Source organism: Methylomonas rivi (assembly GCF_024505165.1).
Classification (GTDB): Bacteria; Pseudomonadota; Gammaproteobacteria; order Methylococcales; family Methylomonadaceae; genus Methylomonas; species Methylomonas rivi.
On record NZ_JANIBK010000123.1, the window covers coordinates 1 to 12,229 of the forward strand.

General features: G+C 55.2%; 10 protein-coding genes. 3 read left to right on the plus strand and 7 right to left on the minus strand.

Features of this window, described 5'->3' with window-relative positions:
• Both NP596_RS16595 and NP596_RS16600 read right to left on the minus strand, forming a co-directional pair.
• Positions 1-673: XdhC family protein (locus NP596_RS16595; RefSeq protein ID WP_256616507.1), on the minus strand; the 673-nt coding region annotated here is incomplete at its 3' end.
• A gap of 6 nt (positions 674-679) precedes the next feature.
• Positions 680-1,258: a nucleotidyltransferase family protein gene (locus NP596_RS16600; RefSeq protein ID WP_256616508.1), complete on the minus strand. Its 579-nt coding sequence runs from the start codon at positions 1,256-1,258 to the stop codon at positions 680-682.
• A 144-nt stretch (positions 1,259-1,402) separates the two neighbouring features.
• Between NP596_RS16600 and NP596_RS16605 the strand changes: the two genes are divergently transcribed.
• Together NP596_RS16605 and NP596_RS16610 are read left to right on the plus strand one after the other, a co-directional pair.
• Positions 1,403-2,080, plus strand: coding sequence for a glutathione S-transferase (locus tag NP596_RS16605; protein WP_256616509.1), 678 nt, complete (start codon positions 1,403-1,405; stop codon positions 2,078-2,080).
• A gap of 109 nt (positions 2,081-2,189) precedes the next feature.
• The gene (locus NP596_RS16610) at positions 2,190-3,863 is read left to right on the plus strand and encodes a formate--tetrahydrofolate ligase (RefSeq protein ID WP_256616510.1); all 1,674 of its coding nucleotides are present in this window, start codon (positions 2,190-2,192) and stop codon (positions 3,861-3,863) included.
• A gap of 130 nt (positions 3,864-3,993) precedes the next feature.
• Here the strand turns inward: NP596_RS16610 and NP596_RS16615 are convergent, their stop codons facing one another.
• Together NP596_RS16615 and NP596_RS16620 are read right to left on the minus strand one after the other, a co-directional pair.
• Positions 3,994-4,215: a hypothetical protein gene (locus tag NP596_RS16615; protein ID WP_256616511.1), complete on the minus strand. Its 222-nt coding sequence runs from the start codon at positions 4,213-4,215 to the stop codon at positions 3,994-3,996.
• A 152-nt stretch (positions 4,216-4,367) separates the two neighbouring features.
• Positions 4,368-4,967 carry a hypothetical protein gene (locus NP596_RS16620; protein ID WP_256616512.1) on the minus strand — a complete coding sequence of 200 codons (600 nt, stop codon included), beginning with the start codon at positions 4,965-4,967 and terminating at the stop codon, positions 4,368-4,370.
• A gap of 196 nt (positions 4,968-5,163) precedes the next feature.
• Here NP596_RS16620 and NP596_RS16625 point away from each other — a divergent pair, with 196 nt between their 5' ends.
• Positions 5,164-5,307 carry a hypothetical protein gene (locus tag NP596_RS16625; protein ID WP_256616513.1) on the plus strand — a complete coding sequence of 48 codons (144 nt, stop codon included), beginning with the start codon at positions 5,164-5,166 and terminating at the stop codon, positions 5,305-5,307.
• 132 nt (positions 5,308-5,439) lie between these two features.
• Here the strand turns inward: NP596_RS16625 and gcvP are convergent, their stop codons facing one another.
• From gcvP to NP596_RS16640, 3 genes are read right to left on the minus strand one after another with little or no spacing between them, the layout of a single operon-like run.
• Positions 5,440-8,352 carry an aminomethyl-transferring glycine dehydrogenase gene (gene gcvP / locus NP596_RS16630; RefSeq protein WP_256616514.1) on the minus strand — a complete coding sequence of 971 codons (2,913 nt, stop codon included), beginning with the start codon at positions 8,350-8,352 and terminating at the stop codon, positions 5,440-5,442.
• A 2-nt stretch (positions 8,353-8,354) separates the two neighbouring features.
• Positions 8,355-9,446: a glycine cleavage system aminomethyltransferase GcvT gene (gene gcvT / locus NP596_RS16635; RefSeq protein WP_256616515.1), complete on the minus strand. Its 1,092-nt coding sequence runs from the start codon at positions 9,444-9,446 to the stop codon at positions 8,355-8,357.
• A gap of 37 nt (positions 9,447-9,483) precedes the next feature.
• Positions 9,484-12,063, minus strand: a complete 2,580-nt coding sequence (locus tag NP596_RS16640) for a bifunctional diguanylate cyclase/phosphodiesterase (RefSeq protein ID WP_256616516.1) — start codon at positions 12,061-12,063, stop codon at positions 9,484-9,486.
• Positions 12,064-12,229 lie beyond the last annotated feature (166 nt).

The window sequence follows — 12,229 nt, forward strand, 5'->3', positions numbered from 1 at the left end:
GCGCGCGTATTCGGGCCAGCGCGGCGTCGCCGAAACCCTCCTGCCGCAAGCGCTGCAACACCAATTGCGCGCGCTTGCGGCTGGCGACCATGGCAATATAATCGGCACGAGAATTCAATGCCTGCGCCAGCGCGTCGTAATCGCCTTTGTGATGCGTGGCGATCACCACATAATCGCCGGACTGCGGTTGCAATTGCCGATAACGGCTGTCGTCGACGATCAGGCGACTGGCGGCCGGAAATTGCCCGGGCTCAGCTTGCGGGTCGTTGACAATCACGTCAAATCCCAAGCGATGGGCGAATTCGCAGAGATTTTCCACGATACGGCCGTGCCCCATCAGCCACAGCCGCGGCTTGGGCAAAAACGGTTCGACGTAAACCCGCATGCTGCCGCCGCAAGGCATGCCGGCGCCGAAAATTTCGTCTGTTAAATCGATATCGATCACGCTGGGCTCTCCGCTTTCCAGGCATTTCAAGGCTGTTTGCGACACCATGGCTTGCGCGCAGCCGCCGCCGATCCAGCCCGCGACGACTTGTCCCGCCCGGTCGATCAGCGCCTTGGCCGCCGGTTTGGCGGAAGAGGAACCGAGTATTTCCACCACCGTGGCCAATACATAAGGTTGTCGAGTGTGCTGCAACTCCAGTTGCCGCTGCAAGATATTCAAAATCGCCACAGGTATTTACAAGATAAGGTGAGTTAAATCGGCGGGCCGATCGACATCTCTCAGCACGCCGGGATCGTCGCAGTCGATGATAAGCAAATGGTGGAGATGCGCCGATATTACGCTTTTGGCGCCGATATCGCCGCTTAAGCCGGCCAAATCTCCGGCAAAACGCCCGGCAAAACCCACCGGATGTCCGCGCCGACCCTGGTAACGCGGCGCCACGATAGCCGCGCCGGCGTGCAAAGATTCCGCCAGCCGGGATATAGTGGCCGGCGCTATCCAGGGCATGTCGGCCAGCGCGACCAGCCAACCGCCGGCATCCGGACAGGCTTGCACGGCAAAAGCCAGACTGCTGCCCATTCCCAAGTCGGCATCGGCAAATACCACCACTTTGGCGCCTTGCGCCGCCAGACTATCCGCCAACATACCATTGCCGGGCCGCACCACGGCTAAAACCTCGTCCACCCCGGCCGCCAGATTACGGCAGGCGCGCACCGCCAGCAATTCGCCGTTCGGCAAGGCGTGCGTCAATTTATCTTGCCCGAACCGCCGGCCGGCACCGGCGGCCAATAGTAGGCCGGTAATTTTACTCATCGGTTTAAGTGCATCGCATAGGTTTCCGACACGTGGAAAAGAGCACTGCACCTTATCATCGGCTTTACCGGCAAGCAAGGTTGGAGCTGCGGCCAACCCATCGTTGCCTTTATAATTGAATCCTCTTTTGTGATTGTCAAGCCGATGACCGCCGCCCAACCGGAATCTCCCATTCTTTACAGCTTCCGCCGTTGCCCTTTTGCCATGCGGGCCCGTTTGGCTATTGCTTATGCCGAAATCCCGGTTGAGTTACGGGAGATAGAACTGCGCAACAAACCGGCGGCGATGCTGGCTGCATCGCCTAAGGGCACCGTGCCGGTGTTGGTGTTGCCGTCCGGGCAGGTCGTCGACGAGAGCCTGGACATCATGCATTGGGCGCTACACATCCGCGACCCGGACCATTGGCTTGCCGCATGGCATCCGCCCAGTGGCCAAGCCCTGATACAACGCAATGACGGCGAATTCAAATATTACCTGGACCGTTACAAATATGCCGACCGCTATCCGGAATACCCCATGGTTTATTACCGGCAACACGGCGAATATTTTTTAAGCGCTCTGGAACAACAGTTGCGGCAAACCGCCTATTTGTGCGGCGCGCATTTCAGTATTGCCGATGCGGCAATCGCCCCTTTCATCCGCCAATTCGCCGCCGTCGATCAGGCATGGTTTGCCCAAGCGAACTACCCGGCCTTACGGCGTTGGCTGCAAGTGTTTCTGGACTCCGATCTGTTCCATGGCATCATGCAGTCCTACCGGCCGTGGACAACCGATTCCGCTGTGCAATTGTTCGGCAATACGGCGTCAAATCGCAGCAATTAAAGGGCTAACCCGCTAAAATAGCGTCCAAATTCCTCGCCGGCATGCATTTGGCGGTTGCCGGCCGCAGCCCTGTTTTTTACCTTTTTATTAATTCTCGTTTGGAGACGACATGTCAGACATTGAAATTGCGCAACAGGCCAAGATGCGGCCGATTATCGATTTGGCCGGCGAAACCTTCGGCATTCCCGCGGAGCATCTCGATCCTTACGGCCACTATAAAGCCAAGATTTCGCTGGAGTATGTCAATAGTCTGACCGATAAAACCGACGGCAAACTGATTTTGGTCACCGCCATCAGCCCCACTCCGGCCGGCGAGGGCAAGACCACCACCACAGTGGGCTTGGGCGATGCGCTGAACCGGATTGGCAAGAAAACCATTATCTGCCTGCGCGAACCTTCGCTGGGCCCCTGTTTCGGCGTCAAGGGCGGCGCGGCCGGCGGCGGTTATGCGCAAGTGGTGCCGATGGAAGACATCAATCTGCATTTTACCGGCGACTTCCACGCCATCGGCGTCGCGCATAATTTGTTGTCCGCGTTGATCGACAATCACATCAACCACGGCAATGCGCTGGACATAGACCCGCGCCGCATTCAATGGAAGCGCGTCATCGACATGAACGACCGGGCTCTGCGCAAGATCGTGGTCGGTATGGGCGGCGCCGCGAACGGCTATTTGCGCGAGGATGGTTTCGATATCGTCGTGGCTTCGGAAGTGATGGCAATTCTGTGTCTGGCCACCAGCCGGGCCGATTTGAAGGAACGCCTGGGCCGCATCGTCATCGGTTACAAATCGGACAAAGTTACCCCGGTTTACGCCCGTGACTTAAAAGCCCACGGTGCCATGGCGGCGATTTTAAAGGACGCCATCAAACCGAATCTGGTGCAAACCCTGGAAAACAATCTGGCCATCATTCACGGCGGCCCGTTCGCCAATATCGCCCACGGCTGCAATACCGTTACCGCCACCAAAACCGCGCTGAAACTGGCCGATTACGCGGTTACGGAAGCCGGTTTCGGCGCGGACCTGGGCGCGGAAAAATTCATCGATATCAAATGCCGCATGGCGGGCCTGAAACCGTCGGCGGTAGTCTTGGTAGCAACCGTGCGGGCCTTGAAATTCCACGGCGGCGTCGCCAAGGACGATTTGAACCGGGAAAATCTGGCGGCATTGGAAACGGGTTTTGCCAATCTGGAGCGCCATTTGAGCAATATCCGGAACCACTACGGCCTCCCCTGTGTAGTCAGCATCAACCATTTCGCCTTCGATACCGATGCCGAAATCGATTTGTTGAAAAGCAAGTGCGAAGCGCTGGGCGCCAAATGCGTGGTCGCCAAGCACTGGGCGCACGGCGGCGCCGGTGCGGAGGATCTGGCGCGCGAGGTGTTGAACATCGTCGACAACCGCGCGCCCGAGTTTAGCTTTGTCTACGACTCCGAATTGCCGTTATGGAACAAGATCGAAGCCATCGCCACCAAACTGTACGGTGCCGGCAGCGTCAGCGCCAGCCCCAAGGTAATGTCGGAAATCAAAGCCTTACAGAATAATTACGGCAGCTTCCCGATCTGCATGGCGAAAACTCAAATGTCGTTTACCACCAACCCCAACGCCAAGGGCGCTCCTTCAGGGCATAATGTGGAAATTAGCGAAGTGCGGCTGGCCAACGGCGCCGGCTTCATCGTTGCGATCGCCGGCGATATGATGACCATGCCCGGCCTGCCGAAAATGCCGGCGGCGGAACGCATCGATATTAGCGACGACGGCGTGATCAGCGGTTTGTTTTAAGTCCTGAAACAACTGAAGGAGCAATAAAAAGCCGAAGAATTATCTTCGGCTTTTTTGTAATTTGCGCGGGCTTTGCCTGCCAACATAATAAAATCCCGCCGCAACTCCACGTTATCGGCGGGAAATAGGCTTACAGGGTTTTAATGAACGAGCGAATAAAGCCGACAACCGAGGTTTGCGGCGTAATCGCTGCCGCTATCGATACCTGTTGCGCCATATAAGACTCATACAATAGATCGACGTCATGAGATGTCAGGTAGGCATAAGTACCATATCCTTTCAAATATAAAAACTCATGATGCATTTGTTCAAAGAAATCGATTCTTTGACTGGCTACTTGATCTTCTAACATGATTTTTCTCCTTATAGTTAGAACGATCCGTATTTTCTGCTTTTAGTAAAATATTTCCGTGACTGGCCATTCAATACTCGCCATCCGCTAAGCTCTCCGGCCGATGGCCGTCACAGTTTTACTATTTTTTACCGGCGTTTTAAAACTTTTCCTCAGGCCGGATTTTCAGACGCCTTGCTTGCCAACCATTGCAGGTAATGGCGTTTCAGAACGGAGTCTTGCGGTACGAACAAGCTTACCGCATCGGGAGCGGCCGTTTCGGCCGGCTCAATCTCCGCCGCGGCCTTGACTTGTGCGATCGGCGCCAGCTTGGCGGCCGACATGCTCTCGAAATGCCGGCGCAGCACCGAATCGGTCGGATAAGGATGGGTGATGGCTTGCCTCGCGGCGGCGAGTTGCGCCAAATAATGGCGCTTGAGTACGGAATCTTCCGGCATTGGGCTAAGACCGGTCGCTTCGCTTACGGTGGCCCCGCATGCTGGCACTTCCGCGGCTTGTCCGGTGTTCGCTAGGACCGGCTCGGTAACCGGCGGCATGGATTCAACCTGTTCAACCACAGCCGGTTTAGCCGACGGGGCTTCCGGGGTTGGATTGGCTTGCAGTTCGTGACTTCTTTTTACCAGCGGCACGCCGCGGCTGGGAAATATTTCAATATCCCGGATGATTTCCGGTTTTAGCACTTTTGTTTTCACCCAAAAATAGCCGCCCCCAATAACGCCCAACACAATCGCCAGATCAAACAAAATATCCATGCATTTCCCCCTCTCGATTAATTTTTATAAAACAGGACTGATCCCGCCGTAAATTTAGCGGCCAAACCACCCAAACAGGGTGTTTGAACGCCTTTTGTTTCCTTATACTTAACAAACCATCTCGTTTACAAAGTATTGTTACTGCAATAAAACAAGCCTATATTGTAAACCTCTTCATTTAGCGAGTATTGTAAAAATGAATAGCTTATCCAAACACCTATTAACGGGCCTGTTATTTGCCGCCGGCATATACGGGGTTGTTAACGGCGAATTTATCATTTCGTCGGCTTTATTTGCCATTACCACCTACACCAGCAGCATTAAAAACCGGAAAAGTTAGCGCATTGCACACGGGGTCGTTACCAATCACGAAATTAGCCCTGGAATAAACAAACTTTTCTCGATAACCGCTGGTTTTAATTACATTCGGTTTGCAAAAAACCGGAGAGCGGTTTCCGGCGCCTAATCGGCACTAAATACCATCGTTAACCTCCGTTCCGCCCCAATCCAGCGGACAGCTGCACATTACATGCCTGTCGCCATACACATTATCGATGCGCCCCACCGGCGGCCAATATTTGTCGTCATGTTGTTCGTTGTCGGGAAAAAAGGCTTTTTGCTTGGAATACGGCAGCGTCCATTCCTCCAACAACAATCGATGGGTATGCGGCGCATTGTGCAGCACATTGTTTTCCTTATCGGCAAACCCCTCTTCGATTTCCCGAATTTCCCGGCGTATTTGCATCATCGCGACGCAAAACCGGTCTATTTCGGTTTTATTCTCGCTTTCGGTCGGCTCTATCATCAGCGTGTCAGGCACCGGAAACGCTACGGTCGGCGCATGAAAGCCGTAGTCGACCAAACGCTTGGCAATGTCCTCCACCGTAATATTGGCGGTTTTCTTAAACTCATGGCAATCGATAATGCATTCGTGGGCGCTCCAGCCGTTGGCGTCGGTATACAGAATCGGGTAATACGGCGCCAAGGTCCGGGCGATGTAATTGGCGTTTAATATGGCCGCCAGCGTGGCGCGCTTCAATCCCGCCGCACCCATCATGGCGATATAGGCCCAGGAAATGGTCAGAATGCTGGCCGAACCCCACGGCGCGGCCGAAACGGTGCCGACCGTACCGTGTTCACTCTTGGCCGGATTGACACCTTCCACCACCGGATGATCCGGCAGAAAAGGTGCCAGGTGGGCGCGCACCCCAATCGGGCCGACGCCGGGACCGCCGCCGCCGTGCGGAATGCAAAAGGTTTTGTGCAAATTCAAATGAGCGACGTCGGCGCCGATGCGGCCCGGTCTGCTCAGACCGACCAAAGCGTTAAAATTCGCCCCGTCCAAATAAACCTGGCCGCCGTGTTGATGGACGATATCGCAAATTTCCCGGAACGCCTGTTCGTAGACGCCGTGCGTGGACGGATAGGTAATCATCAGGGCCGCCAACCTATCCCGGTATTGGCTGACTTTAGCGCGCAAATCATCGACACTGACATTGCCGTTGGTATCGCAAGCCACCACCACCACTTTCAGGCCCGCCAATACCGCGCTGGCCGGATTGGTGCCGTGCGCCGAGGCGGGAATCAGACAAACATCCCGCTGGCCCTGGCCGTTGACCTGGTGATATTTCCGGATTACCAATAAGCCGGTGTATTCGCCTTGCGAACCGGCATTGGGTTGCAAGGAAAAAGCATCGAAGCCGGTCAGATCGCACAACATGTCTTCCAGTTCGGCAAACAGCTGCTGGTAACCTTGGGCCTGGTGCAAGGGCGCGAAAGGATGCATGGCGGCGAATTCGTAAAACGAAATGGCCTGCATTTCGGTGGCCGCATTCAGCTTCATGGTACAGGAACCTAATGGAATCATGGCCCTGTCCAAGGCAATATCGCGCCGCGCCAGTTTGCGCATGTATCGCATCATCTCGGTTTCGGAATGATAGCGGCTGAATACCGGATTTTGCAGAATCGCATCGCCGCGCAGCAACATATCGGGTATGCATTCGGCAACGACTTTATCCAATGTATTGATATCCGGCATCTCGTAACCCGGCGCCGAAAACACTTGCCATACCGCCCGGATGTCGTTGCGGGTGGTGGTTTCGTCCAGCGAAATGCCGAGATGGTCGGCATCGATGACGCGCAAATTAATACCCGCCTCCTCCGCGCGAGCCGCGATACGCTTGGCCCGATTCGGGGTTCTGACCAGCAAGGTATCGAAATAACAGCGGCTGACCACCTGATGTCCGTATTGCGCGATGCCGGCCGCCAGGATTTGCGCATACCGATGCACCCGCCCGGCAATCATGCGCAAGCCGTCCGCGCCGTGGTACACCGCATAAAAACCGGCAATCACCGCCAATAACACTTGTGAAGTACAAATATTGCTGGTTGCCTTGTCGCGGCGGATATGCTGTTCGCGGGTTTGCAAGGCCATGCGCAAGGCGATTTGGCCGTGGCTATCCTTGGAGACGCCGATGATACGGCCAGGCATCGAGCGTTTGAATTCTTCCCGGGTAGCGAAAAATGCCGCATGCGGACCGCCGTAGCCCATGGGCACTCCGAAACGCTGGGCGCTGCCGACCGCAATATCGGCGCCGAAGCCGGCCGGCGGCTGCAATAACACCAGACTCAATAAATCCGCGGCTACCGTTACCAGTGCCTGTTTCCGGTGCGCGGCGGCAACGGTGTTGGCCAGATCGCGAATTTCGCCGGAACAGCCGGGATATTGCAGAATCAAGGCGAAAAAGTCGTATTGTTCCAAACCGGCATAGGGATCGACCACCATGACCCGATAACCTAGAGAGCCGGCCCGGGTTTGCACCACGGCAATGGTTTGCGGGTGGCAGTCCCTATCGATCAGCACGGTATTCGATGTACTTTTGGCGACCCGCCGCGACAGGGTCATGGCTTCCGCCGCCGCCGTGGCTTCGTCCAGCAGGGAAGCATTGGCCAACTCCATGCCGGTCAAATCGACGATCATTTGCTGAAAATTCAACAAGGCTTCCAGCCTGCCCTGGCTCACTTCCGCCTGATACGGCGTGTATGCCGTGTACCAGCCCGGATTTTCCAGTACGTTGCGCTTGATCACCGCCGGCATGATGGTGTCGTAATAGCCCATGCCTATCATCGACACCAATACCTTATTGCGCTCGCGCATGTTGCGCAGATATTTGATCACGGCCCGTTCGCTGATGGTTTCGGTCAGTTTTAGCGGTTCGTGATTCAAAATATTGGCCGGAATGATTTTTTCCACCAACTCATCCAGTTCGGATAAGCCCAATGCGGCCAACATCTCGGTAATTTGCTGCCGATCGGGGCCGATATGGCGCGGAATGAAACTGCCGCGCATTTCCAGTTGTTCAAGACGGGGGTTTTTTGTTGACATGGTTATGACCGGTGATAACGATGGGGAACAAAGGGTAAACGAGTAACGGTAACGGCAATGGGTTTGCCGCGCACACTGGCAAGCAATGGCGTGCCGATGCCGGCGTAAGACGGCTGGATCAAGGCCATCGCCACCGGCCTCCGTAACGAAGGCGAGTAACCGCCACTGGTGACAATACCCACCTGTCGGCCTTCATCATCGGTCACCGCGCAACCTTCTCTAACCGGAATTTTAGCATCCACCAGCAAACCGGCCCGCACTTGCGGCAAGCCAGCGGCGAATTCGGACAGAATGTTGTCCGCGCCGGGAAAGCCGGCATGGCCTTTTTTAAACAGCCATTTCAAGCCTGCTTGCAAGGGCGAAATAGTGTCGCTTAATTCGTGGCCGTACAGACACAATCCCGCTTCCAGCCGCAGGGTGTCCCGCGCGCCCAAACCGATGGGCTCGACGCTCGGCTCGGCCAACAACAGACGGGCAATAGTTTCGGCATCGGTTTGATGAACGGAAATTTCAAAGCCGTCTTCACCGGTATAACCGCTGCGGCTGACCCAGCAGTCGATGCCGTTGATTCGGGTTCGGCAAGTCCGCATAAAATCCAAAGCCTCGGCCTCGGCCGAGAATCGGCCCATGACAACCGCCGCTTCCGGACCTTGCAAGGCCAGCAAAGCCAACTCGGGGCAGGTCTGCAACACGCAATCATCAGGCAATTGCTGGGTAAGATAAGCATAATCCTTGTCCTTACAGCCGGCATTGACAATCAAACTCAAGCCCCGGTCGATACGGGTAACGATAATATCGTCTATCACCCCGCCCGCCGGGTTAGTCAAGACCGTATATTTTTGCGCACCCATAGCCAGATCCACGATACCGCCGGGCGTGAGCTTTTCCAAGGCTTCGGCGGCCTTTTCACCCCATATCCGGCATTGGCCCATGTGGGAAATATCGAATAATCCGGCCCGGTCGCGGCAGTGCAGATGTTCGCGTATGATGCCGCCGGCATATTGCACCGGCATGGCATAACCGGCAAAGGCTGTCATTTTGGCGCCGAGTTCGTGGTGTAAATTAAACAGCGGCGTTTGTTTTAAATCCGGCATGGTTTCCTCCTTCAATTAGGATACGGCTATCAATTCGCTACTCTTTCGCCAGCAAAAAATCATCCTCCCGCTGTTCTGGCACCGGTCTATTTTGCCGCAGCAGCAGTTCGGAAAAGGCATCGGCGGGAACGGGTCTCGAAAAAAGATAGCCTTGTCCGTAATCGCAGCCTGCATTAACTAATAACGCGTACTGCGCCGGCGTTTCGATACCTTCGGCAATGACCTTAATGCCCAACTTATGCGCCATGATGATAATGGCTTCGCATAACGCCATATCGCTCGAATCGGCTTGTAAGTGACTCACAAACGATTGATCGATTTTCAGATAATCGATAGGGAATTTTTTCAGATAAGCCAACGAGGAATACCCGGTGCCGAAATCGTCCAGCGCCACCTGAATCCCGCCCTCCCGAAAAACCCGCAAATGTTCGCCGACTTGATGCGTGGCGTCCAACAATAAACCTTCGGTAATTTCGGCCACGATGCATTGTCCGGGCAAACCGAGCTGTTGCAGATACTGTAACCAGTGATCCCGTGCATAGCTGGTCTTGCCGAACTGCACGGGCGATTTGTTGACGCTGATCTGAAACAAGGGGTCGAACCGTTGCCGCCAAACGCCGACTTGCCGGGCCGCGTTGCGAAATACCCAGTCGCCGATCCCAACGATCATACCGGTTTCCTCGGCCAGGGGAATGAATTGGGCGGGACTCACCCAGCCCAATTCCGGATGTTCCCAACGCAACAGGGCCTCGGCCTTGCAAATTTTTTGCGTCGCCAAATCGACAATGGGCTGGTAATACACCATCAACTGTTGTTTATCGAGCGCGCCATGCAGCTCATTCAGCAGCCGCATGCGGTTTTGCGCGCTTTGCTGCATGTCCTTGGTAAAAAAACTGAAGCAATCCCGGCCTTGTTTTTTAGCTTCGTACATGGCCTGATCGGCGTTTTTCAGCAGTTCCTCGCTCTTTTGGGCATCGTCGGGATACAAGGCGATGCCGATACTGGCCGAAAGGTATACGGTGTCGTCGCCCAGTTTAAACGGGCTGGACAGACAGGCCAAAATGCTTTGCGCCAGCGGTTCGATACATGCTTGGTTATCCAGCCCGCCCACGGTCACGGTAAACTCATCCCCTCCCAACCGGGCCAAAGTAAAACGTTCGCTGGCGATTTCCCGCAAGCGCTGGCCTGCTTCCCGCAATAAAATATCGCCCATAAAATGGCCCAGGGTGTCGTTGACATCCTTAAACCGGTCAAGGTCGATAAACATCAGCGCCATGCGCCGGCCGGTTTTACGCGCTTTCGCCATTTCCTGCGCCAGCGTACCCAGAAACGAGGTACGGTTGGGCAGTTCGGTTAAAGGATCCAGATGCGCCTGGTTCCAAATCACCTGCATGGCTTCGACCCGTTCGGTAATATCCTGCAAAATCATCACCTGATGGCCGGCCAGATTATCGCCCAGCAAGGCGACATTGATGAGTACCGTGCGTTTGGCGCCATCCTTGCAAAGAACGTCCGTCTCCATGGGCAAAAAAGGCCCTTTACCGAACACGGCCTGTTCCAAATGCTGTTGCCAATGCCCGATACAACGCTGTTGATAGTCGCGCTCCGGCAATGCCTTGTCCCACCAATCCCGCAAATGGTTTAAATCGGTTTCGGTATAGCCGAATGTGGCGACAAAGGCTCTATTCAAATAGCGGATGCGTTGCCGGGCATCGTAAAGCACATAGGCGACCGGCGATTCGTTAATAATGGCGTGAAATTTGGCTTCGCTGGCTTTTAAAGCCAGGTTGCTCTGATACAAGCGTTGATACGGCAGTTCGACACTGTTCATGAACACTGCTTTATAAACCAAACCATAGGCAACGATTTTATAGACGTGCCCTAGAAAATTGAATATATCGGTGACATCGGCATACAGCGTAAAAAACACTTCGCTCATGGCCATGACCGCCGCCGCGCCGAACAGGCCGGCGACATCGTAAACATGCCGCGCGCCGGCTTTCCGGAAAAAGCGCAATGCCAGCACGGCATAAATCAAGGCCAAGCCATATTCGCAGTTTTTCTTGAACGGCGTCAGCCCTTGCCCTTCGATAAAGGTATGCGGTATCCAGGCCGGATGCGACAACACCACCCAGCAAACCAAGCCAACCGCGCTCAAAACCGTCCCCAGCATCGACCAGCGGTAATGGCCGCGATCCAAGGCCCAGTTCGGTAAAAAAGCCACGCTCAACATTGCCATGGCGGCGAAAGCTCTGGCCGCCAACCAAAAATTGATGGCTTTTTCCGGGCTGCTCGGGGTAACCCAGTCCGGCATGCCGGTATACGATAAGGCGTGCATTAAATCGAGCATGGCCACGCCTAAAAAGCAGCAGGCCAGCAGCATCAAATTACCGGAAGCTTCTTTTTGATACACCACCCAACCGGTAGCAAACACCAGGGCGGAAACCACTATGGCCAAGACTTCGACGGCGGTATGCAGCGGTGCGTAATTTGCCAGCCCCTGCAATGCATAAAGCGGCGGCGAAAACGCGCTTGCCAGTTGGATCAGCAGCAATAAAACCAGCAGCCGGAGTACCGAGGCCAGCGCTAAAGGATTATTCGGAAAGCTATTGGGCATGGATGCGGTCAGCTTGCCGCCGGATTCGGCCCGGTACCGCAAGGCTGCGCATTCGCCGAGCGGTTTTGCGGACCGGCATCCCTCAGCAACTGCCTGATCCGCATGATCCGGCCGGCGTCCAGTTCGGCCGTCCGGCAGTGTTGGCGGCAAAGCGCGCCCCGAAATC